Genomic DNA, 21,850 nt, shown 5'->3' with positions numbered 1-21,850 from the left:
AGGGCGGGTCGAGGCTCGATCACCCGTGGAGCTCGAACTCCTCGAGCGGCAGCCGCGGCACGACCTGCGTGCCGCGCTCGAGCCGCTCGAACGCATCCCGTGCCTGAGCACGTGCGTCGAGCGCGGCTCGACCCGACCGGCCGGAGCTCCGGTTCTCACAGTTCATCACTCGCTCGGCGCCGAGGCAGGTGTCCCTCCCCTGGCGGCCGTTCGCGAAGTCACCGCGTCCCGTGCCCAGGTCCAGGACGTCCGGCCCTCGGGTGGCGACGACGGAGTCGCGACCTCCGCGCATCACGGCCTCCAGGCCGCGTCCTCCCCGCATGATCAGGGCCTCGTTGCGATGGGTGCCACGGACCCGCCAGCCTGCGTCCTCGCCCAGGATGAACAGGACCTCGAGGCTGCGCACCCGACCGGCCCGCGCCTTGGTCCGGAGCACCCCGCGATCCAAGTCCACAGTGATCGGCGCGCCCTTGCCGAAGCCCGCCTTCCGGACGTCGAAGGTGACAAGGTCCCTGGCTCCGCCTCCGTCCACCGACGTCCCGCGCGAGGTGCGGGTGAGCCTGACGTAGATGTCGTCATGACCCTTGCCGGCGTCGACGTCGACGTCCTCCACGGCCTGGACCAGGATCTGGTCGTCCCCGTCCTGGCCGCGCAGGACGGCCGGGGCCGTCTGCGGGTGGGACTCGAGGTGGTCCATGTCGCCCCCGCCACCCGCCGTACCCCCGGCCAGCCCGAGGCGGATCCAGTCCATGCCCGGCCCTCCGTCGATGTCGTCCGGCGCGTCGGTCGCCGGGTCGACGTCCGTGTTCGTGAAGTCGGAGACGAGGGTGTCGTTGCCGCCGGCGCCGTCGATCTGGTCAGCGCCGCCGCGCCCGATCAGCACGTCGAGGTACGGCGAGCCGATCAGGACGTCCGCAGCTCGCGTGCCCACGATGCTCAGGGCCTCCGTCACGACGACCTGGTCGGTGCCCGACGGCTCTGCCACGTAGCCCAGTCCGCCGACGGGAGTGAGGTCGGCCCTGATCCCGCCGGGGAATCCGGCGCCGAGGAGGTCCGAGTAGAGCACCGTGTCCGCGGGGAGGGAGTAGTCGTCGCGCGTCAGGGGATCGAGGCCGGCATCGACAAGGTCGTTGCCCACCCCCGGCCAGATGACGTCGCCGCCGGCATCGCTGTCGAACCCGCCGAAGATGCGGTCGTCGCCCGCGAACCCAGCCAGCCGGTCCGTCCCTTCATCGCCACAGATGACGTCGTTGCCGAGAAAGCCCGAGATCGTGTCGTCACCCCCCAGCCCGACCATCACGTCGTCGCCGTTCGTCCCCGTGAGCACGTCGTCCCCCGGCGTGCCGAGATGGGTCGCGGCCCTGCCGTCGCACGTCCCCGCGGCGGCACTCGCCGGGACGACCGCCATCAGCGGCGCGACGAGCGCGAAGCCGGCCAGGGCCAGACGAGGCGGACTCGTCCGTCCCAGAGTCCGCCTCGATGAACCTGCTGTGCCTCCGTGTGCGTCCATGTCCCCGTCTCCTTCGTGGCATCCGATGCCATCGAGGATGGGCGCCTCTCGGGCTGGACACACGGGACGGGAGTCCCGAACGCCCCGGGAAAAGTGGGACGCGGTCGGCTCGGGGTCAGCCCTTGTCGGGCTCGTCCTCGTGTCGCGGGTCCAGGCTGGGGTAGCCGGCCTTCGGCTCGAGTCCGTCCGGCTGGGGTTCCTCGCCACCGCGGCTCTGCTCCGGCGGCGCATCGGCATCGGAGTCCACGACCGAGGTGTCCCGGAGGCCGTCCGCACCCACCTGTCCGGGCCCTGTGTGGCCGATCCGTTCGCTGCTCGAGCCCGTGCCGCCCGCCGCGCCTTCGGGGCCGGACGCGTTCGGCGTCGACTCCCGCTCCTCGGCTGCGGCGTCTGGTACGTCGTCGTGATGGGTCATGGGCCGGGCCCCCCTCGCTCGTGGTCGATGTGGTCCCGTTCCCGTTGGCACGCCAACCATGAGCCCCGCGGGCTTCCTCGTCGACCTTGATCGATCGGGCGTGTCAGGGGACCTCGACGTACCAGGCTTGGCGGATGGTCTGGCGCCTGAGGGCACGCTCCATGGCCTGGATGGCGATGCCGGCGAGGGCGAGCACCAGCAGGAGCAGGGACCACCCGAAGCTGCTCGAGACGCGGTCGGTGAAGTCGCCCCGGGTGAAGTCGGAGGAGTTCAGTGAGCCCACCAGCAGCATGAGGCCGCCCGTCACGCCGACGGCACCGGCGATGGAGCCGACGATGACGAGCACCATCATCGGCACGTTGGTGAACACCGACAGCAGGCCGAGCACGAGGCCGACGACCAGACCCACCAGGACGGCCACCCAGCTCCAGGAGATCCCGAGGGCGACGATGAGGCCCGAGCCGATCGCGAAGCCGGCCGCGCCCATCGCGAGGACGACGGCGACGTAGTAGTAGAGGTAGGCCAGGACCGCGAAGACCACCGCGAGGACGAAGCCGAGCACCCAGCCGAGCACGGTGCCGAGGAAGCGCTCGTCGGCGAAGCCGGCGACGAGGCCGGCGCCGGCGGCGAAGCCGGCGAAGAAGCCCCAGATGGGGATCACGAGTCGCAGCACGGCCTGGCCTGCGACGAGCATGGCGGCCCCGGCGACGATCGCGAGGACGCCCAGGATGATGTCAGCCATGCCTCAATGTAGGACTCGCGGGCCGACACGTCGCGTAAATCTTTTTCCGCCGCTCCACGCAACGACGAATCAGGGGCGGCCCAGCCGCCGCCAGCCACCCTGCCGGTTGTGCTCGACGATCTCGGCGAGGATGCCGGTGATCGCGTCGCGGTCGATCTCGTCGTCCTCGTAGACCTGGATCGACCGGGCGGTCAGGTTGTCGTGCCCCTGGTTGATCACGCCGGCCGGATCGCTGACCGTCGGGTCGTACAGGAACAGGTTGACGTGGTCCTTCGTCGCCAGGAGAGCGCAGACGTTGCCGCTGAGGACGAAGTAGGGCTGGACCGTCCGCTTGATCGTCTCCTCGATCTCGGGGTCCGTGGCCCAGACGATCTCGCGCAGCTGCTCACAGATCGACTGCTGCCACTCGGGCAGCTTCGCGATGTAGGCGTCGACCCCCGGATGTGCGCGTCCCGTCATGAACAGATTGTGGCAGCGACGGCGCTCACCAGCGAGCGTGGACCTGGTCGCGGATCCGCCGGTCGTAGAGGTGGGCCACGCCGTCGAGGAAGGCGGGCGGCAGCCCGCCGACCAGTCCGGCTGCCGCGTTGGACCGCGCCTGGTCGACGTTCCGCGCGCCCGGGATGACGGTCGAGACGCCCGGCTGCTGCACGATCCACGCAATGGCGGCCTGAGCCGGCGTGACGTCCAGCCCCGAGTCGGACACGAGCGCGGAGAACTCCTGAGCGGCGGAGACACCGGTCTCGTAGTCGACGCCGGAGAACGTCTCGCCGACGTCGAAGGCGCTGCCGTCGCGGTTGTAGGTGCGGTGGTCGTCCTCGGCGAACGTGGTGTCGAGGTCGTACGTGCCGGACAGCAGCCCCGAGGCCAGCGGCACCCGGGCGATGATGCCCACGCCGGCGGAGGCCGCCGCGGGGAGGACCTCGTCGAGCGGCTTCATCCGGAAGGCGTTGAGGATGATCTGCACGCTGGCGACGTGGGGCCGGCCGATCGCGCTGAGCGCCTGCGCGGCGGTCTCGACGCTGACGCCGTACGCCGAGATCACGCCGTCGTCGACGAGCCGGTCGAGGACGTCGTACGTCGCGTCGTCGTCGACGACCTCGCTCGACGGGCAGTGCAGCTGGACCAGCTCGATCGTGTCCACGCCGAGGTTGCGACGGGAGCGGTCGAGCCACTGGCGGAAGCTCTGCTCGACGTAGCTCGCCGGCACCTGCTCGGCGCGGCGGCCCATCTTGGTCGCGACGGTGAAGCCGGCGTCGGGGTGGGCGGCGACGAAGCGGCCGACCAGCTGCTCGCTGCGGCCGTCGCCGTACACGTCGGCGGTGTCGAAGAACGTCACCCCGGCCTCGGCCGAGGCCTCCAGCACGGCCAACGCGTCGGCCTCGCTGACGTCGCCCCAGTCGGCGCCGAGCTGCCACGTGCCGAGACCGACGACCGAGACCTCGCGGCCGGTCCTTCCGAGGGTGCGGTGCTCCATGGGGTGAGTCTCACAGCCCCGGCAAGTCGCGGCCTCGCACGGCGGGGTGACCTCTCGCCCGCAGTGCCGCTCCGCCCCTACCGTGGGATCCCCCGCCGACCGGAGGTGACGCCCGTGGCCCGTCCGATGCCCCTGCCCACGCCGCGGCCGGTGCTCCACCCGCTCCGCACCACCGACTCGGCCCGCAGCACGATCCGCCGGCTCTCCCGACACCGGATGCGGGTCACCATCGACCACCGGCCTCTGGCCGGCATCACGCCGCCGATGCTGCTGTGGTGGTTCCGCCACATCGGCGACGAGATCGAGTACGCCGGCGAGCGGATGTCGGGCTACCTCGCGTGGCACCCGCTCGACCACATCGCGTGGGAGCTGGCCCGACCGGCGCCGGGCGGCGGCGCCGACGAGGGCGCGAGCTATCGCATCGTCGAGGCCTTCGGGCGCGACGAGCGCTTCCGCGTCGACTCCGTCGAGCGCGTCGAGAAGCTCGACGAGACCGGCATCCGGCTCGTGCGCCGGATCGCCGGGGTGCGGATCTTCCAGCTCGAGCACACCTGGTCGTGGGGTCCCGACGGGACGCACTACGTCAGCGTGATGGACCTCGGCTCCCGCCTCCGGGCGGCCACGCCGGTCAACCGCCACCTCACCTCGCGGGTCTTCCCGACGGCCATGGCCGAGGCGTGGGTGAGGCACAACGTCGAGGAGGTCGGCGTCCTCGAGCACCTCCTGCCCGACGTCTACGTATCAAAGTCCTTCCCGCCCCCTCCTGTCTGAGTGGAGGAAAGACTCAGGAGGGCTCATGTACGTGATGTACCGCGTCGCCTACGCGCCCGGGCCGGAGGACTCGCCCGAACGCGACCGCACGCTGCGCGACTTCACCGCCGTGACCGGCCGTGAGGCCGAGAAGGCCGCCCGAGAGTGGGCCGCCAGCCGCAACCAGCAGCGACCGCCGGAGCTCCGCGAGCAGTGGCCGTGGGTGCTGGAGCGGTGGAACGGGCGGATCCGCGACTGGGAGCAGATCAACGCCATCCCGTGACGGCGCAGGGGGCCACGCCTCGCGGCATGGCCCCCTGCTTCACCTAGGAGGGTGTTGGGTTCCGGTCGTCAGGCCGCCTTCCTCTTCAGGACCTTGATGGTGGTCTTGGCGACCACCTCGCCCTTGCGATTCAGGACCCGCAGGACCGACTTGCCGGACAGGTTCTTCGGCGCGATCCTGGTGACCGCGACCTTGCCGTCCTTGACCTTCACCGTCCCGAGCTTCTTGCCGCCCAAGGTGATGGACACCTTGTTGACCGCCAGGTCACGGACACGGATCTTGAAGGCCTTGCCTGCACGGACCTTGCCCTTGACCGTGACCTTCGGCGACACGGCGGGCGTGGGCGTCGGGGTGGTCGTGGGTGTCGGCGCGGTGGGCGTCGGCGTGGTGGTGGGTACCGGCGTGGTGGTCGGGGTCGGGGTCGGCTCCTCGGTGGGCGTGGACCCCTCGTCGACGACCCAGTCGCCGTCCACGGTCACGGCCACGGTGCTGCCGTCGACCTTGAACATGTAGCCACCCGCGCCAAGCGTGAACTTTGCGACGATCTGACCGTTGCGCTTGTCCATGCCCTTGAACGTGGCACCCGGGATGTCGGCAGCGGTAACCTCACCCTCCACCGGGAGGTAGAGCGTGGCGGTCGTGTTGGCCGGCACCGTGGCCGCGTACGAGGTGAGCTTGCCGCTCGACGCGGTCCAGGCCGAGTCGATGAACCCGTAGCTGGACTGGAAGCCGCCCTTGAGCGAGGTGAACTCACCGCCGGGAGTGGGCTGCAGGACGAAGTCGCGGTAGCCCTTCGCGCCGTTGGAGGTGATGCCGAGCTGGTACTCGTACATCCACGCCTGGGAGGCGCCCAGCGCGAAGTGGTTCTGCGAGTTCATCGTGCTGTCGCCGCCTTGACCCAGACCCCTCTCGTAGGAGTTCCACAGCTCCCACATCGAGGTCGCGCCCAGCGTGACCGGGTAGAGCCAGCTGGCGAACTCGTCGTTGCTGAACAGCTTGTAGGCCGTCGCAGCGTCGCCGTTCTTCGTGAGTGCCGGGAGGATGTTCGGCGTGCCGTTGAAGCCCGTGGTGATGGTGTAGGGCTTGTTGCTGGCCTGGCCGCCGGAGAAGTTGCCGGTGCCGGCACGCGGGCCTGCTCCGTCGTTGCTCTTGGCCGGGTCGGCGATGAGCTCGCCCAGGCGCTTGGTGGCGAACTCCTTGTAGGTCAGTCCAGCGTTCGGGCCGGCCTGGACCTTCATGGTGTCGCTGAACAGGTCCAGCGCGAGCGGCGTGGCGTAGGAGGCCTGCGAGTCCTGCAGGGTCCGGCCCGACACCAGGGTGGCACCCGGAGTGGCGTTCAGCGTGTATCCGGTCTGCGGGTCGACGTAGAGCCGGTTGAAGCTGTCCACGCCCTGGTTGTAGCGCTCACGCAGGGTCTGCGCGTACGCGCTGTCGCCGATGATGTCTGCCATCTTGGAGGAGATGTCCAGGTAGTACAGGTACATCGCCTGACCGACCATGTGCGCCTGGGTGTTGGCGTCCATGCTGATGTGGTCGGCGTTGCCCGACGTGCGCGCGGTCAGGCCCGGGTAGTCCGGGCTCAGCGCACCGCCGTTGACGAGGTAGCTGTCGAGCCACTTCTTGATGGTCGGGAAGTTCTCCCGGATCACCTGGGTGTCGCCGTACTGCGTGTAGAGCTGCCACGGCGCCTGGGCGACCGCGCCCTCCCAGGTCGGGGACTGCGGGTAGTTCGTGCCGCGGTCACCGGTCAGGCTGATGATCGGCACGGTGTCGCCGATGCCGCCGTTGACGCCCTGGGCGTCGCGCAGCGCGATGAGCCACTGGCGCAGGAACGCCTGGGTGTCGCTGGAGTTGTACGTCGCCGAGCGGGCGTAGGCCTGCAGATCGCCGGTCCAGCCCATGCGCTCGTTGCGCTGGGGGCAGTCGGTCGGCAGTGAGAAGAAGTTGCCGAGCTGGCTGCGCTGGGCGTTCTTGAAGAACTGGTTGGCCAGCTTGCCGGTGTAGTTGTCGTCGCTGGTGGTCGCCTCGTAGGTGCCCTCCGGGATGTCGATCGACGACAGGACGATGCCCTCGACGTCCTCGAGCGGCAGTGCCGTGGTGCGGCGCGGGACCGTGACCTCGATGTACTGGTAGCCGCGGAACGTGAAGTTCGGCGTGATGGTGACGTCGCGGTTCGCGTCGGCGGCCGAGGCCTTGTAGCGGTCCAGAGCCATCGCGGCGCGGTAGGAGTCGGTCAGGATGCGACCGGCCACGTCGGGGCGGTAGGTACCGTTCTGGCCGTAGATGCTCGAGTACGGGACCATGGTCGGGTTGCGGGGGTCGCCACCGGGCCACATCTGGTTCGGGGAGTCGCTGTTGCCCGGGTAGATCGTCTCGCCGAAGCGGAAGATGACCTCGTCGCCGGCCTGCAGCGTGCCCTTCGGGATGGTGACCGACGGGACGCCGACCATGTTCACGCCCATGTCGTACGTGTAGGTCGTGGAGTCCGCGCTGTGGGTGGCGAGCACCCGCTTGGCGGTCAGTCGCTCGACCTCGCGGACGGGCTGGTCCTGGCGGGCGATGATCTCGGGGTTGAGTCCCGCCTTGAGCGGGATGACGTCGGCCGGAGCCCACTTGCTGAGCTTGGCGTTGGTGTAAGCCGTGGTGGTCCAGCCGGCGGTGTTGGCTTCCTTGCTGGCGTCGTAGGTCACGCCCTGGAAGTTGTCGGCGTACCGGTTGGGCCCGTCGGTGTAGGCCTTCCACGTCGACGGGTCGGTCACGACCGTCTGGGTGGTGCCGTCGTCGTAGGTGACGACCATCTTGGCCAGCAGGGCTTCGTTCTCACCGAACATGTCCTTGTTGTTCGGAGTGAAGGTCATGTGGCCGGTGTAGAACCCGGCACCGAGGAGGGCACCGACGGCGTTGGAGCCGTTGTCGAGCATGTCGGTGACGTCGTAGGTGTTGTAGTTCAGCGTCTTCGCGAAGGTGGACATGCCGGGGTTGAGGTAGTCCTCGCTGACCCGGTCCCCGTTGAGGAACATCTCGTAGGCGCCCTGAGCGGTGACGTACAGGCGGGCCTCGTCGATGTCCTTGCTCGTGCTGAGGCGGAACTCCGAGCGCACCTGGGTCTGGCCGGTGTGGCTGGGGTCGGCGTACTTCGGGCCGAGCTGTGCAGGCGCGGTCGGCTTGACCCGGATGGTGTTGCCGGCGGTCGTGATGCCGGAGTTCGGCACCGAGGAGAAGATGCCGTAGTTCGTCCCCGTGGTGGAGTCGAACAGGGTGCGCTTCGAGCTCTGCGCGACGTCGACGAGCTTGTAGTCGGTGACGGTGACGTCGTCGCCGACGTTCTTCACCGAGAAGCCGATCTCGCCCAGGTGCGGGAAGGTGTTGAAGTTGTTGCCCGTGCGGAACGTGTGCACGCCGGCGGAGTCGATGGTCGAGTTGGGCGTGACGTTCAGGTTGTTGTTCTGCGCCGGTCGCCCAGCGCCGATCGTCATCGTGTTGCCGGTGAACCCGGTCAGCGCCACCCCGTCGATGGAATACGTCATCACGCTGGCATTGCCCTGGATGCGCAGAGCGTGCTCGGCGTTCTTGTTCGCCGGGCTGAAGAGGTTCTTGACCGCTGCAGCAGTGCTGTCGACCAGGCGGACCGACTTGTACGGCATGACGTTGGGGTCGCCGTTGTCGTCGTCCGTGGCGTGGTATCCCTTGCGGTAGATGTTGATGACGCCGCCGGTGTTGGTGGCCGGGTCGCCGGTGACACCCGAGAGGTCGAGCTCGAAGCGGATGAAGTTCTCGCCGCCCGGGCCGCCGTACACGTTGCGGAAGTCGCTGGTCAGGCGGGGGTCGTTGGCGCCGAAGATGAACGAGGCGTTGTCGCCGGTGTTGATGGTGAACTTGGCGTTCACGTCGAACATCATCGTCGACTTCGCGTCCAGGCGGACGTCGTCGTTGCCGACCCACTGGGCACCGTCCCAGGCACCGATCTTGCCGTTCATCAGGCCGGTGGCGAACTTGCCGGTCTTCGAGGTGGTGGGCACCCCCCGGTTGTCGACAGCGGTCACACGCCAGTAGTAGTCGGTCTCCGGCCGCAGCGCCTTGGCGGTGCCGGTGCTGCCGTAGGTGATGTCGGTCGTCTCGTCGGAGTTCACGACGCCGGAGTCCCACACGACCTTGTTGGCGTTGAACGCCGGCGTGGTGGCGACCTCGATGCGGTAGGACGCCTGCTTCGAGCCGACCACGTTGGAGTCGAAACCCCAGCAGAAGACCGGCTTCGGGTCGTCGATGCCGAAGACGCCCTCAGGCTCGACCAGGTGGTTCACCTCCAGACCGCTGATCGACACCTCGGCGGCCGGTGCCGCTTGGGCCGCCCCCATCGACGGGACGATGGCAGCCCCCGTACCGAGCGTCAGGGTGAGCCCCAACGCGGCCACCAGGCTGGTGGTCTTGGTCCTTCTCATGATGTGCCCTTTCGGAGCGTCGATGCGCCTCTGGTGAGCGCGGGGGCACGAAGACGTCGCGCTACTCGGACCCCCGCTGGTATGAAACGTTCCAAACCTCATATGACGAGGGTCACAAAGTCCAGCACTTGGCCGGATCCTGCTCAGGGACTACAACAATCCGCGTCTGATCGCGGTGACCACCGCCGCGATGGTGGTGGGCGCGTCGAGCTCGCGTCGGATACGTATCAATCTCCGGTTCACCACGTGCTCGCTGACCTCGAACACCTCGGCGACCTCGGATGCGGAACGCCCGTCAGCGATTGCCGCAAGCACTGCCAGGTCGACGCTGTCCATGGCGCAGCCCGCTCAACCGACGAGAACCACGTGCAACGTCCGAGGCCCGTGGACGCCCTCGACCCGGTCGAGCTCGATGTCGCTCGTGGCCGACGGTCCGCTGATCCACGTCGTGGGGCGGGCGGGGTCGAGCAGGGCGATCGCGTCGGGTACGTCGGCCACGACCTGCGCCGCGTCGACGATGCAGACGTGCAGGTCCGGCACGAGGCTGATCGCCCGGCGGCCCTGGTCGGGCGCGTGGTCGAGCAAGATGGTGCCGGTCTCGGCGATCCCGACGCGGGCGCGGGTGACGACGGCGTCGATGCGGTCGAGAGCGGCCGCGGCCAGCCCGTCGTCCACGACCGAGCCGGCGACGTCGAGGCCGAGCCCGGGAGGTACGACGCTGGACGCCGACCCAAGCACCTCGGCGACCACCGAGCCCAGGTCCTCCGGGGCGCACCGCGTCACCACCGCCCGGTAGTCCTCGACGCGGTCGACGAACAGCGCGACCAGGTCACCGCGGTCGGGGGCCCGAGGGGCCGGAGGGAGGTCCATCGCGGGCGACACGCCGGACAGGGCCGAGCGGACACGCCCGAGGATCTCGTCGCGCGCGCTGGTTTCGGGGTCCCCGCGGCGTTGTTCGACGGAGGAGCGGAGCGGGGGAGGCGAAGAACGTCGTGGGGTGATCATGAACGGCCCTCCTGCTCGTGGTCAGGACGGTGCCCACCGTCGGTGCGGTCCCACCACTCGCGGAAGGACTCCGCCGGCGGGGCGGGGAGGTCGCGGGCTCCGGTCCAGCCGGCGGCGGGCCCGGGCAGACGACCGGCGGCGGCGCGACCACCGGGCAGCGTCGTACGGGAGAAGCGACCGATGACCCGGCCGGCGAGCCCGGAGGCGCGCTCGGCCCTCGCGAGCCGCTTCGCGGACGAGAACGTCCAGGCGGCAGCCTTCATCGCGACGGCCTCGGGCTTGGGCACCCGGTCGCCGCGGTGCGAGTCGACGACGGCGGCGCGCTGGTCGACGAGCACCGACGGGATGTCGATGCGGACCGGGCAGACCTCGAAGCACGCGCCGCACAGCGACGAGGCGTAGGGCAGGGACGCGGTCTGCTCGTCGGCGACGCCGTTGAGGAGCGGGTTGAGGATCGCGCCGATCGGGCCGGGGTAGACCGAGCCGTAGGCGTGGCCGCCGACCCGCTCGTAGACCGGGCACACGTTGAGGCACGCCGAGCAACGGATGCAGCGCAGGGCCTGCCGGCCGACGTCGTCGGCCAGCGCCCGGGTGCGGCCGTTGTCGAGCAGGACGACGTGCACCTCCTGCGGACCGTCGCCCGGCGTCACACCTGACCAGGTCGAGGTGTAGGGGTTCATGCGCTCCCCCGTCGACGAGCGCGGCAAGAGCCGCAGCATCGGGTCGAGGTCGGACCAGGTGGCGACGACCTTCTCGATGCCGACGACGCTGACGAGCACGTCGGGCAGGGTCAGGCACATCCGACCGTTGCCCTCCGACTCCACGACGACGAGCGTGCCGGTGTCGGCGACGGCGAAGTTGGCTCCGCTGACCGCGACCTTGGCGCGCAGGAACTTCTCGCGCAGGTGTGCGCGCGCCGCCCCTGCCAGCATCGCCGGCTCGTCGGTGAGGTCGTCGGGCGCCGCTCGCCCGACGTCACCCATCCGGCGGCGGAAGATCTCGCGGACCTCGGCCCGGTTGCGGTGGATCGCCGGCACCAGGATGTGGGAGGGCAGGTCGTCGCCGAGCTGGACGATCAGCTCGGCGAGGTCGGTCTCCCAGGCAGCGATGCCCTCGGCCTCGAGCGCCTCGTTGAGGCCGATCTCGGCGGTCGCCATCGACTTGACCTTCACGACCTCGTCGACGCCGTGGGCGTGGGCGACGGACGCGACGATCGCGCACGCCTCCTCGGCGTCGCGGGCCCAGTGCACGGTCGCGCCGGCGCGGACAAGGGACGCCTCAAGGGTCTCGAGGTGGGTGGCGAGGTCGCGCAGCGCGGCCTCCTTCACCGCGGCGCCCGCGACCCGCAGCTCCTCCCAGTCCTCCACCTCGGCGACGACCGCGGCGCGCTTGTCGCGGATCGTGCGGGTGGCGTGGGCGAGGTTCCGGCGCAGCTGGGTGTCGGCCAGCGCCTCACGCGCGGCGGTCGGGAACGCCGGCATGCCGACGAAGGTGGCGCTCATCGGGCATCCCCCGCTCGCGTGCCGACCGTCGGGCCGTCGGACTCGCCCTCGGTGTCCTCCGTGGCCGCGAGGACCTCAGCGAGGTGCATCACGCGTACGCCGGTCCGCTGGCGCGAGAGCATCCCGCCGACGTGCATCAGGCAGGAGTTGTCGCCGGCCACCAGCACCTCTGCACCGGTGTCGCGCACGTGCCGCGCCTTGTCGGCGCCCATCGCGATCGACGTGTCGGCGTTCTTGAGGGCGAAGGTGCCGCCGAAACCGCAGCACTCGGTGGCGTTGGGGAGGTCGACCAGCTCGATGCCGCGGACGGCCTCGAGCAGCCGGGTGGGCCGGTCGCCGACGCCGAGCATCCGCAGGCTGTGGCAGGTCGGGTGGTAGGTCACCCGGTGCGGGAAGTAGGCACCAACGTCGGTCACGCCAAGGACGTCGACGAGGAACTCGCTCAGCTCGTAGGTCCGCGGTCCGGTCTCGGCGACGGCCGCAACCAGGGCGGGGTCGCCGGAGCGGTCGGCGACGATCGAGTGCTGGTGCCGCGCCGACCCGGCGCACGAGCCCGACGGCGTGACGATGGCGTCGTAGCCCGCGAACGCGTCGACGAACGCACGCACCACCGGCACCGCCTCGTCGAGGTAGCCCGTGTTGACCATCGGCTGGCCGCAGCACGTCTGCGCCCGCGGGAAGTCGACCTCGACCCCGAGACGGCGCAGCAACCGCACGACGGCCTTCCCCGTGTCGGGGAACATGGCGTCGTTGACGCAGGTGACCTGGAGGGCGACCCTCACGCTGGCGATCCTTTCATGGTGATGCAGGTGTGGTGTTCTCAGATGAGCCGCCGGCGCACGGCCCACACGATCGCCTCGACAGTGGTGTCGACGCCCACGCTCTCGCACGCCGCACGGGCCTTGCGCCGCACGGTCCGTTCGGAGACATCGAGCCGGCGCGCGACCGCCTCGACCGTCTGCCCCTCGGCCATCATGCGTAGCACGACGAGCTCGTCGTCGCCGAGGGGCACCGGATGGTCGTCCATCGTCAGCGGCGGACCGGCTGGTCGACGTAGGGCACCAGCCGGACCGGTCCGAGGAGGCCGTACGCCTGGCGCTGGGCGACGCCGTAGACGGCAGGCGTCACCGTGCGCAGCCGGTTGAGGAGGGTGGAGGCCACCTCGACCTCGATGACGTTGGTGCCGCGGCGCAGCAGGCCGGCGAGGTCGACGCGCGGGTGCAGCGGGTCGCACCCACCCACCGCCACGCCGTTGACGGTGACCCGGAAGGTGTCGGTGACCTCGCCGAGCTCGAGCCAGGCGCCGTCGCGGTCGGTCCAGTCGGAGCCGAGGTCAACCTGGGTGGTGTAGCGACCGAGACCCGAGACGTCCTCGAGCCCAGGGATCTGGCTCCACGGCACCAGCGTGGTCAGCTCGGCCGTCCGTACCGGCTTGACCGTCTCGGTGGCCGTCGCGCCGGGCTGCCAGTCCTCGACCTCGAGCCGCCAGGACGTCGGGACGACCGGGTCGCGGACCCGGTCCACCTTCGCGGCGACCGTGCGGCCGTCGCCGAGGGTGACGGTGTGGCTGCCGGCGGTGCCCGCGCGGGCCACGAGCTTGCCCGGCTCGCGCAGCACGTCGAGGGCGGTGGTGGCGATCGCGTGCAGCTGGGCGGGATCGGCCGACTGCGGGGTCGCGAAGGCGATCACGGTGGACTGGCCGGGGGCGAGGTCCACGCGGACCCGCACCCGGTCGGCCTGGCGCTCCCAGAGGCCGACCGGGCGGGTCTCACCCGTCCAGGCGTCGAGCACCACCGGCACCGCGCGCGGCGAGGTGGTGGTCAGCCAGACGTCCTGTGTCACGCGGTTCAGCCGGCGGTTCTCGGCGTGCCGCGCGTTGGCGACGAAGTAGAGGTCGACGTCGCCGACCACCCGCCGCAGGGTCATCACGGTCGACCGCTCGTGCTCGACGTCGGGCGTGATGCCGAGCGAGGCGAGCGCGCCCGGGATGTCGGCGTCGGCCGCCGCCACTCGGGTCGTGGGCAGCGCCTTGATCTGCGCGACGAGGTCGCGCAGCTCGGCGGCCTCGGCGTCAGGCGTGCCCTCGGGCAGACCGACGGGGCGCGGGTCCGACCAGTCCCGCACGAAGACGATCGGCAGTCCGGCGCGGCCGAGCTCGAGCACCCGTCGCGCGGTCGAGACGGCCATCGTGGCGACCTGGCCGCGGAACTGGTCGGTGCCGACGATCATCGCCTTGTAGGCGGGACCGTCCGGAGCCAGCCGGCCACCGCGGACCGTGGCCAGCGGCAGGTCGAGCAGGGCCGGAGTCGCGAAGGAGTGGGTCCACCCGAGCGGGATGCCGTCGTTCGTCGCCCAGAAGGCGCCGATGCCCGTGGACGTCCAGCCCTTCTGCCGCAGGAAGACCACGTCGTACTTCGGTGTGCCGGTCTGCAGGACGAGCTGGGTGCGCGAGAGGTACGCCGCGATGTCGGGCATGTGCTGCCACTGCGGGGTCCGCGGCCCCCAGGCCTCGCCGAAGCCGATCGCGCCGTTGTAGTAGGGCGAGAAGGCGGCGAAGCCGGGCCAGGTCACGCCGGGCGCGTCGGCGTAGGGGAATCCGTGGATGATCGCCTGGTTCACGCCCGCGGCGAAGATGCTGTTGAGGGTGAGGAGCGCCTGGTTCTGCTGCGTGGGGCTGGCGCTGTTGCCGCCGAGCATCGTGTTGTAGGCCGCGCCGTTGTAGCAGATCGCCTCGCAGGACAGGATCGTGTGACCGGCCATGTCGCGACCGCCCGCCATCACCCGGTAGTCGTCGAGGTTCTTGAAGCCGAGCGACTCGGTCTCGGGGATGTCGAGCAGCGCCGCGTGCTCCACCGTGTCGGTCTCGAGGCCGTAGGGCTGGACCCGCAGGCCCATGCCGAGCGTGCGGGCGAAGGCCTGCAGCGGGAGCAGGTGGTGGTCGCGGTAGAGGTCCGAGAGCACCTGGTTGTAGTCGTCACGGACCTGGTTGGTGCGCAGGCTGTCGGTCGTCGCGGCGTTGGCACCGGCGCCGAGGTCGTAGAGGTACTTCTCCTTCAGCTCCATCACGACCGGCAGCCAGGGGCGCAGGTCGTAGCCGGCGCGCTTCTCGAACTCCTCGAACATCTTCGGCGTCCAGATGGTCGCCTCCGTCTCGATCTCCAGCGAGTCCTCGAAGAGGTAGCCACCGGCGCGGCCGAGGAGGCCGCGCAGCTCGCGGTCGAGGACCCGGTCCTCCCACAGGTCGACGACGGCCTGCGAGCCGAGCGCACTGAAGTGGTCCACGACGTACGACCGGGGGCTGGTGTGCGGCGCGGCCTCGGGCTCCTGGGCCGATCCGCGCTGCCAGAAGGACAGCAGCACCCACGACCCTCCGGCGGGCGCCGACGGCGCCGTCCAGGTGATGCGGCCGTCGACGACCTGGTCGAGCAGGTCGACGTAGGAGTCCGGGTCGACCTGCGGCAGCACGCGCGTGTTGGTCGACGGGGTGTAGCGGTGCGCCTGCAGCGCCACCAGGGTCTGCTCGGTGACCACGTCCTCGGCGTGCAGCACGGCGGCCGGGACGGGTCCGTCGTACGTCGCCCCGGCGGCCAGGTTGGCCAGCCCGTGCGCTAGCTCGGTGCAGGCTGCGTCGTCGTCCGGGGTGATGGTCGAGACGGCGGCGGGCCACGACGGGCCGACGGTGATGTCGATGCGCACGTCGCGCTCCGCGGCGCGCGAGAGGGCGGCCTTCACGCCGGCCACCCACGGGGCTGTGCCCCAGCCGTGCGTCCCGACATCGATGGTGATGTTGCGGGCACGGAGGCTGTGGGTGACGTCCGCGACCTCGAGGACGCCGAAGCCGGCGTCGGCGACCTGGTCGACCTCCCGCGCGATCTCGACGGGGTCGACGAGCCCGTGCGGCCACCACCAGCGGAAGCCGGCCGCGGTCGCGGTGCCGGGCGAGGCGAAGCGCCGCACGAGGTCCTTGGGCAGCCACTGGGTGGCGGCCGAGGCGCCGCCGGGGGCGGCGACCGCGGGCGAGGCCGAGGCGGCGGCCACGAAGCCCGCTGCGGCGGCGGACGCACCGAGGAGGGTGCGGCGGGTGAGGTGGGTCGGGCCGTGCTGTTCCATCGAGATCTCCTGTGGGGGGTCAGGCGGTGGGGTCAGGCGGTGGCGGGTCCGACGCGGCGGTCGGCCGCGTCCCAGTCGAGGCCGGGGCGGGGGTCGTGACGTCGTACGTCGTGCGTCTCGCGGACGAGGGCACGCATGGCGGCGAGGTCGGGCAGGTCCGCGCCGAGGGCGCGCGCCTGGACGAGGGCGTTGCCGAGCGCGGCCGCCTCACCCGGGCCGGCCAGCACCGGTGCGCCGAGGGCGTCCGCGGTCAGCTGGCAGAGCAGGTGGTTGTGGGAGCCGCCGCCGACGACGTGCACGACCTCCAGGTCGCGCCCGGCCAGCCGGGCGGCGGTGCGGAGGTGGCGCCGGTAGGCGAGCGCCAGGCTGTCGAGGATGCAGCGGGTGATCTCGCCGGGGCTCTGCGGGAGCGGCTCGCCGGCGTCCCGTGCCAGCCGGACGACGCGCTCAGGCATCGGGTCGGTGGCGCTGCCCGGGCCCAGCAGGGACGGGTGGTTGATGTCGACGACGGTGCGCAGCGGAGCCGCGGCGCTGGCGTCGGCGAGGAGGGAGGCGAGGTCGGTGGCGGGGGTGCCGCGGTCGCGCCACGCCTTGAGGCACTCCGAGAGCACCCAGAGGCCCATCACGTTCTTGAGGAAGCGGACGGTGCCGTCGACGCCGCCCTCGTTGGTGAAGTCGGCCTCGCGGGCCTCCTCGGTGAGCACCGGCTCGTCGAGCTCGAGGCCGACGAGCGACCACGTGCCCGAGGAGATGTAGCCGAAGGAGGTGCCCGGCTCCGCGGGTACGGCGACGACCGCGGAGGCGGTGTCGTGCGACCCGACCGCCACCACCGGCACGTCGGGCGCGAGGCCGAGGTCGGCCGCGACCTCGGCGCGGAGGGGGCCGACCACGGAGCCGGCGTCACGCAACGGCGGCAGGATCGACCAGGGCAGCTGGAGGCGGCCGGCCAGCTCGCTGGACCACTCGCCGGTGCGGACGTCGAGCAGCCCGGTCGTCGAGGCGTTGGTGCGCTCCGCGCCGACCTCGCCGGTCAGCCAGTAGCCGAGGAGGTCGGGCAGCAGGAGCATCGTGTGGGCCGACTCCAGCGCCGCGGTGCCGCGGGCGGCGGCGAGCTGGAACACGGTCGTGAACGGCAGCTGCTGCAGGCCGTTGACGGCGTACTGCTCCTGCACGCTGACCGTCCTGGCCACCAGCTCGGGCACGTCGCGGGTGCGCGGGTCGCGGTGGCTGTAGGGGTTGCCGAGCAGCTCGCCGTCACGGTCCAGCAAGCCGTAGTCCACGGCCCAGGAGTCGATGCCGATCCCGTGGAGCTCCCCGGTGCGCGCCACCTCGGCGACACCGGCGAGCACCTCGCGGTGGATGCCGAGCACGTCCCAGAAGAGCGAGCCGCCGACCGGGACGCCGCCGTTGGGGAAGCGGTGCACCTCCTTCAGGGAGAGGTGCCCCGGACCGACGCGGGCGGCCATCACACGGCCGCTCGTCGCCCCGAGGTCGACGGCCGCGAGGCGCAGGGTCGTCATCGCAGGAAGGCCGCCGCCACGCCCGCGTCGACGGGGATGTGCAGCCCGGTCGTGTGGCTCAGCTGGTCGGTGCAGAGGACGAAGACCGCGTTGGCGATGTTGTCCGGCAGCACCTCGCGCTTGAGGATCGTGCGCTGCGCGTAGAACTTGCCGAGGTCCTGCTCCTCCACGCCGTAGACGGCGGCGCGGTTGGCGCCCCAGCCCGAGGCGAAGATCCCCGAGCCCTGCACGACGCCGTCCGGGTTGACGCCGTTGACCTTGATGCCGTGCTCGCCGAGCTCGGCGGCCAGCAGCCGCACCTGGTGGGCCTGGTCGGCCTTGGCGGCGCCGTAGGCGACGTTGTTGGGGCCGGCGAAGATCGAGTTCTTCGACGAGATGTAGACGATGTCGCCGCCCATCCCCTGCTCGATCATCGCCTTGGCCGCGGCCTTCGCGACGAGGAACGAGCCCTTGGCCATCACGTCGTGCTGGAGGTCCCAGTCCTGCTCGGTGGTCTCGAGCAGCGAGCGCGACAGTGAGAGGCCGGCGTTGTTGACGACGAGGTCGACACCACCGAAGGCGAGCACGGTGGCCTGCAGGGCCGCCTCGACGGCGGCGCCGTCGGAGACGTCGACCTGCACGCCGACGGCGACGTCGGCCGAACCGATCTCGGCGGCCGCGGCCTGCGCCTTCTCCAGCGACAGGTCGGCGATGACGACGCAGGCGCCCTCGGACGCGAGCTTTTTCGCGGTCGCGAGGCCGATGCCCGACGCGGCACCGGTGACGAGCGCGACGCGGGTCGCGAGCGGCTTGGGCTTCGGCATCCGCTGGAGCTTGGCCTCCTCCAGCGCCCAGTACTCGATGCGGAACTTCTCCGACTCGTCGATGGGGGCGTACGACGACAGGCCCTCGGCGCCACGCATCACGTTGATCGCGTTGACGTAGAACTCGCCGGCGACGCGGGCGGTCTGCTTGTCCTTGCCGAAGCTGAACATGCCGACGCCGGGCACCAGCACGACCAGCGGGTCCTTGCCGCGGATCGCGGGGCTGTCGGGCGTGGCGTTGCGGTCGTAGTAGCCCTGGTAGTCCTCGCGGTAGGAGACGGCGAGCTCCTGGAGGCGGGCGATGCTCTCCTCGACCGAGGCGGAGGCGGGCAGGTCGAGGACCAGCGGCTTGACCTTGGTGCGGAGGAAGTGGTCGGGGCACGACGTGCCGAGCTCGCCGAGGCGCGGGTGCTCGGCGTGCCCGAGGAACTCGAGGACGACGTCGGCGTCGGTGAAGTGGCCGACCATCGGGCGGTCCGCCGACGCGATGCCGCGGATGGTCGGCGCGAGGGCGGCGGCCTTGGCGCGGCGCTCGGCCTCCGGCAGGGCGGCGTACCCCTCGAGCGCCGGACCGAACGGCTCGGCCCTGGTGTGCTCGGCGATGTAGGTGGCGGCGGTGTCGATGATCCAGAGGCTGTTGGCCTCGGCCTCCTCACTGGTGTCGCCCCACGCGGTGATGCCGTGGCCGCCGAGGATGCAGCCGCGGGCCTGCGGGTTCTTCTCCTTGATCTCGGCGATGTCGAGGCCGAGCTGGAAGCCGGGGCGGCGCCACGGCACCCACACGACCTGGTCGCCGAAGATGGTCCGGGTCAGCTCCTCGCCGTCGGCCGAGGTCGCGATCGCGATGCCGGAGTCGGGGTGCAGGTGGTCGACGTGGGCCGCGTCGACGAGGCCGTGCATCGCGGTGTCGATCGACGGCGCGGCACCGCCCTTGCCGTGCAGGCAGTAGTCGAAGGCCGCGACCATCTCGTCCTCGCGGTCGACGCCGGGGTAGACGTCGACGAGCGCGCGCATCCGGTCCAGCCGCAGCACGGCCAGGCCGCCGGGCGTGAGCGTGCCGAGGTCACCGCCGGAGCCCTTCACCCACAGCAGCTCGACGTCCTCGCCGGTGACCGGGTCGGTCTCGGTGCCCTTGGCGGAGGTGTTGCCGCCGGCGTAGTTGGTGTTCTTGGGGTCCTGGCCCAGGCGGTTCGAGCGCTGGACCAGCGCGTCGACGGCGGGGTTGAGGTCACTCACGGTGCTGGTTTCCTTACGGGGTTGTGGGGGGTCAGTTCCAGCCGGCTTGCGAGCCACCGACGCGGTCGGTCTCGATCTCCTGCTGGTAGCCCGACTGGAGGTAGGCGCGCATCGGGTCGGCCGGCAGGCCGCGCTCCTCGCGCCACGCGGCCAGGTCACGGCGTACGTCGGTGTAGAAGGCGTCCATGAAGATCTCGTTGGCACGCAGCACGTCGCCGGCGGAGCGCGCCTCGTCGAGGGCCTCGGTGTCGAGGAGCAGCGCGCGGGCGGTCATCTCCTGGACGTTGAGCACGGAGCGGATCTGACCGGGGATCTTGTCCTCGATGTTGTGGCACTGGTCGAGCATCAGCGCGACGTCGCTCTCGGCGCCGAAGCCGCCACCGCGGATGACCTCGACCATGATCCGGAACAGCTGGAAGGGATCGGCCGCACCGACGATGAGGTCGTCGTCGGCGTAGAAGCGGCTGTTGAAGTCGAACGAGCCGAGCTTCCCGAGGCGCAGCAGCTGGGCCACGATGAACTCGATGTTGGTGCCGGGCGCGTGGTGGCCGGTGTCGAGGCACACCTTGGCGCGGTCGCCGAGGGCGGCCACGTGGGCGTACGACGTGCCCCAGTCCGGGACGTCGGTGTGGTAGAACGCCGGCTCGAAGAACTTGTACTCGAGCACGAGCCGCTGGTCCTCGGCGAGCCGGTCGTAGATGGTGCTCAGGCCCTCGGCGAGCCGGTCCTGGCGGGCGCGCATGTCGCCCTGGCCCGGGTAGTTCGTGCCCTCGGCGAGCCAGATCTTCAGGTCCTGCGAACCGGTCTGGTGCATCACCTCGATGCAGGCGAAGTGGTGGTCGATCGCCTTCTGCCGCACCCGCGGGTCGGTGTGGGTCAGCGCGCCGAGCTTGTAGTCGTCGTCCTGGAAGGTGTTGGAGTTGATCGTGCCGAGCGCGACGCCCTGCTCCTTGGCGTAGGACGACAGCGCGGCGTAGTCGTCGACCTCGTCCCACGGGATGTGGAGCGCCACGGTGGGAGCGAGGCCGGTGAAGCGGTGCACCGCCGCGGCGTCGGCGATCTTCTCCTCGACGGTGCGCGGGGTGCCGGGGGTGCCGAACACCTTGAAGCGGGTGCCGGAGTTGCCGTAGGCCCAGGACGGCACCTCGATCGCGAGTTCGCCGAGCCGGTCGCTGATGGTGGAGAAGCCAGTAGGGCCAGAAGAGGTGGTCATGACGGGTCCTGAGCTGTGGGAGTGGGTGAGTCGGTGGCCGTGCTGGTGGAGGTGTGGGCGGCGAGCTGGTCCTCGAGGTGGAAGACCTCGGCCAGCTGCCAGAAGCCCTGGTCGGGCGGGAGGTCGAGGTCGACGAAGAACTCGGCCATCTCCGCCTGCCAGCGGGCGTTCACGTCGGTGCGGGCCATGCCCTCCTGCGCGGCGGCGAGGTCAGGCGTCTCGAGGTAGCCGACGAGCAGGCCGTCCTCGCGCAGGAAGAGGGAGTAGTTGGTCCAGCCGGTGTCGTGGAGGGCGCGGAGCATCTCGGGCCACACGGCGGCGTGGCGCTCGGCGTACTCGTCCATGCGGTCCGTGCGGACCTGCAGGGTGAAGCAGACACGGTGCATCACACGCTCCTTTCCGGCGGGGAGGTCTCGTGACAGCGCTGGCGCGCTTCGTCGACCAACGAGTGGTGGGTGGGGAGTCCCGGGGCCGGCGGCGGCTCGAGTCCGACGGCCCCGGGACGTGGTGGTTCGACCTTGATTGGGGTCAGAAGTCGAAGTCGCCGATGTTGTCGGCGTTGAAGGTGAACGGCTCACCGAGCAGGACGACGCCGTCGGCGCCGACCTCGAACTCGCCGAGGTCGCCCGCCTCGAAGGAGTCGCCCTCCTCGCCCGAGATGTCGCCGTTGGCCAGGGCGGCCGCGGCGTAGGTGGCGAGGGCGCCGAGGTCGCTCGGGTTCCACAGCGCGAAGGACTCGACGGTGCCGTTCTCGACGTACTCACGCATCTGGTTGGGGGTGCCCAGACCGGTCAGCGCGACCTTGCCCTTGGAGGAGGAGTCCGACAGGTAGCGGGCCGCGGCCG

Annotated in this window: 19 protein-coding genes; 2 read left to right on the top strand and 17 right to left on the bottom strand. The window is 70.8% G+C overall.

What is annotated here, in order from left to right; genetic code table 11:
- Positions 1–19 precede the first annotated feature (19 nt).
- From AC1DP1_RS22835 to AC1DP1_RS22815, 5 genes are all read right to left on the bottom strand, one after another.
- The gene (locus AC1DP1_RS22835) at positions 20–1,510 is read right to left on the bottom strand and encodes a calcium-binding protein (protein WP_477508788.1); all 1,491 of its coding nucleotides are present in this window, start codon (positions 1,508–1,510) and stop codon (positions 20–22) included.
- Between the two features lie 115 nt (positions 1,511–1,625).
- Positions 1,626–1,925, bottom strand: coding sequence for a hypothetical protein (locus AC1DP1_RS22830; RefSeq protein ID WP_477508787.1), 300 nt, complete (start codon positions 1,923–1,925; stop codon positions 1,626–1,628).
- A gap of 103 nt (positions 1,926–2,028) precedes the next feature.
- The gene (locus AC1DP1_RS22825; RefSeq protein ID WP_477508786.1) at positions 2,029–2,667 is read right to left on the bottom strand and encodes a hypothetical protein; all 639 of its coding nucleotides are present in this window, start codon (positions 2,665–2,667) and stop codon (positions 2,029–2,031) included.
- A 69-nt stretch (positions 2,668–2,736) separates the two neighbouring features.
- Positions 2,737–3,126 carry a DUF1801 domain-containing protein gene (locus AC1DP1_RS22820; protein WP_457189487.1) on the bottom strand — a complete coding sequence of 130 codons (390 nt, stop codon included), beginning with the start codon at positions 3,124–3,126 and terminating at the stop codon, positions 2,737–2,739.
- A 25-nt stretch (positions 3,127–3,151) separates the two neighbouring features.
- A complete protein-coding gene (locus AC1DP1_RS22815) occupies positions 3,152–4,144 on the bottom strand; it encodes an aldo/keto reductase (RefSeq protein ID WP_477508785.1) in 993 nt (330 codons plus the stop codon).
- Positions 4,145–4,258: 114 nt separating this feature from the next.
- Here AC1DP1_RS22815 and AC1DP1_RS22810 point away from each other — a divergent pair, with 114 nt between their 5' ends.
- Both AC1DP1_RS22810 and AC1DP1_RS22805 read left to right on the top strand, forming a co-directional pair.
- Positions 4,259–4,915: a hypothetical protein gene (locus tag AC1DP1_RS22810; RefSeq protein WP_477508784.1), complete on the top strand. Its 657-nt coding sequence runs from the start codon at positions 4,259–4,261 to the stop codon at positions 4,913–4,915.
- Positions 4,916–4,940: 25 nt separating this feature from the next.
- The gene (locus AC1DP1_RS22805; protein WP_457189481.1) at positions 4,941–5,177 is read left to right on the top strand and encodes a hypothetical protein; all 237 of its coding nucleotides are present in this window, start codon (positions 4,941–4,943) and stop codon (positions 5,175–5,177) included.
- A 68-nt stretch (positions 5,178–5,245) separates the two neighbouring features.
- Here AC1DP1_RS22805 and AC1DP1_RS22800 read toward each other — a convergent pair whose 3' ends face one another.
- The 12 genes from AC1DP1_RS22800 to AC1DP1_RS22745 form a co-directional block, all read right to left on the bottom strand.
- Positions 5,246–9,616 carry a family 78 glycoside hydrolase catalytic domain gene (locus AC1DP1_RS22800; protein WP_477508783.1) on the bottom strand — a complete coding sequence of 1,457 codons (4,371 nt, stop codon included), beginning with the start codon at positions 9,614–9,616 and terminating at the stop codon, positions 5,246–5,248.
- Positions 9,617–9,766: 150 nt separating this feature from the next.
- Entirely contained in the window at positions 9,767–9,952 is a 186-nt protein-coding gene (locus AC1DP1_RS22795) for a hypothetical protein (protein ID WP_477508782.1), read from the bottom strand.
- 12 nt (positions 9,953–9,964) lie between these two features.
- The gene (locus AC1DP1_RS22790) at positions 9,965–10,621 is read right to left on the bottom strand and encodes a LutC/YkgG family protein (RefSeq protein ID WP_477508781.1); all 657 of its coding nucleotides are present in this window, start codon (positions 10,619–10,621) and stop codon (positions 9,965–9,967) included.
- Positions 10,618–12,123, bottom strand: a complete 1,506-nt coding sequence (locus AC1DP1_RS22785) for a lactate utilization protein B (RefSeq protein ID WP_477508780.1) — start codon at positions 12,121–12,123, stop codon at positions 10,618–10,620. The genes AC1DP1_RS22790 and AC1DP1_RS22785 overlap by 4 nt, the downstream gene beginning before the upstream one ends.
- Complete coding sequence (locus AC1DP1_RS22780) at positions 12,120–12,905, bottom strand: (Fe-S)-binding protein (RefSeq protein ID WP_477508779.1); 786 nt, start codon at positions 12,903–12,905, stop codon at positions 12,120–12,122. The genes AC1DP1_RS22785 and AC1DP1_RS22780 overlap by 4 nt, the downstream gene beginning before the upstream one ends.
- Positions 12,906–12,943: 38 nt before the next feature.
- Positions 12,944–13,150: a LuxR C-terminal-related transcriptional regulator gene (locus AC1DP1_RS22775; RefSeq protein ID WP_477508778.1), complete on the bottom strand. Its 207-nt coding sequence runs from the start codon at positions 13,148–13,150 to the stop codon at positions 12,944–12,946.
- Between the two features lie 2 nt (positions 13,151–13,152).
- Entirely contained in the window at positions 13,153–16,233 is a 3,081-nt protein-coding gene (locus AC1DP1_RS22770; RefSeq protein ID WP_477508777.1) for a glycosyl hydrolase, read from the bottom strand.
- Positions 16,234–16,265: 32 nt separating this feature from the next.
- Positions 16,266–17,753, bottom strand: a complete 1,488-nt coding sequence (locus AC1DP1_RS22765) for a rhamnulokinase (RefSeq protein ID WP_477508776.1) — start codon at positions 17,751–17,753, stop codon at positions 16,266–16,268.
- Complete coding sequence (locus tag AC1DP1_RS22760; protein WP_477508775.1) at positions 17,750–19,792, bottom strand: bifunctional aldolase/short-chain dehydrogenase; 2,043 nt, start codon at positions 19,790–19,792, stop codon at positions 17,750–17,752. The genes AC1DP1_RS22765 and AC1DP1_RS22760 overlap by 4 nt, the downstream gene beginning before the upstream one ends.
- A 31-nt stretch (positions 19,793–19,823) precedes the next feature.
- Positions 19,824–21,005 (bottom strand): L-rhamnose isomerase, encoded by a 1,182-nt coding sequence (gene rhaI, locus AC1DP1_RS22755; protein ID WP_477508774.1) that lies wholly within the window; start codon positions 21,003–21,005, stop codon positions 19,824–19,826.
- Positions 21,002–21,391, bottom strand: a complete 390-nt coding sequence (locus tag AC1DP1_RS22750; protein WP_477508773.1) for an L-rhamnose mutarotase — start codon at positions 21,389–21,391, stop codon at positions 21,002–21,004. Before AC1DP1_RS22750 ends, rhaI begins: the two co-directional genes overlap by 4 nt.
- 142 nt (positions 21,392–21,533) lie before the next feature.
- On the bottom strand, positions 21,534–21,850 hold a 317-nt coding region (locus tag AC1DP1_RS22745; RefSeq protein WP_477508772.1), incomplete at its 5' end, for a substrate-binding domain-containing protein.

The sequence above is a fragment of the Nocardioides sp. P4_G10 genome, from assembly GCF_056401175.1.
The sequence above is the reverse complement of the archived record's forward strand: the minus strand, read 5'-3'. Positions and strand labels throughout refer to the sequence as shown.

Bases quoted from the DNA above. Each gene is read 5' to 3' on its own strand.
- AC1DP1_RS22835 (WP_477508788.1), bottom strand. From the start codon at position 1,510: ATGGACGCACACGGAGGCACAGCAGGTTCATCGAGGCGGACTCTGGGA.
- AC1DP1_RS22830 (WP_477508787.1), bottom strand. From the start codon at position 1,925: ATGACCCATCACGACGACGTACCAGACGCCGCAGCCGAGGAGCGGGAG.
- AC1DP1_RS22825 (WP_477508786.1), bottom strand. From the start codon at position 2,667: ATGGCTGACATCATCCTGGGCGTCCTCGCGATCGTCGCCGGGGCCGCC.
- AC1DP1_RS22820 (WP_457189487.1), bottom strand. From the start codon at position 3,126: ATGACGGGACGCGCACATCCGGGGGTCGACGCCTACATCGCGAAGCTG.
- AC1DP1_RS22815 (WP_477508785.1), bottom strand. From the start codon at position 4,144: ATGGAGCACCGCACCCTCGGAAGGACCGGCCGCGAGGTCTCGGTCGTC.
- AC1DP1_RS22805 (WP_457189481.1), top strand. From the start codon at position 4,941: ATGTACGTGATGTACCGCGTCGCCTACGCGCCCGGGCCGGAGGACTCG.
- AC1DP1_RS22800 (WP_477508783.1), bottom strand. From the start codon at position 9,616: ATGAGAAGGACCAAGACCACCAGCCTGGTGGCCGCGTTGGGGCTCACC.
- AC1DP1_RS22795 (WP_477508782.1), bottom strand. From the start codon at position 9,952: ATGGACAGCGTCGACCTGGCAGTGCTTGCGGCAATCGCTGACGGGCGT.
- AC1DP1_RS22790 (WP_477508781.1), bottom strand. From the start codon at position 10,621: ATGATCACCCCACGACGTTCTTCGCCTCCCCCGCTCCGCTCCTCCGTC.
- AC1DP1_RS22785 (WP_477508780.1), bottom strand. From the start codon at position 12,123: ATGAGCGCCACCTTCGTCGGCATGCCGGCGTTCCCGACCGCCGCGCGT.
- AC1DP1_RS22775 (WP_477508778.1), bottom strand. From the start codon at position 13,150: ATGGACGACCATCCGGTGCCCCTCGGCGACGACGAGCTCGTCGTGCTA.
- AC1DP1_RS22770 (WP_477508777.1), bottom strand. From the start codon at position 16,233: ATGGAACAGCACGGCCCGACCCACCTCACCCGCCGCACCCTCCTCGGT.
- AC1DP1_RS22765 (WP_477508776.1), bottom strand. From the start codon at position 17,753: ATGACGACCCTGCGCCTCGCGGCCGTCGACCTCGGGGCGACGAGCGGC.
- rhaI (WP_477508774.1), bottom strand. From the start codon at position 21,005: ATGACCACCTCTTCTGGCCCTACTGGCTTCTCCACCATCAGCGACCGG.
- AC1DP1_RS22750 (WP_477508773.1), bottom strand. From the start codon at position 21,391: ATGCACCGTGTCTGCTTCACCCTGCAGGTCCGCACGGACCGCATGGAC.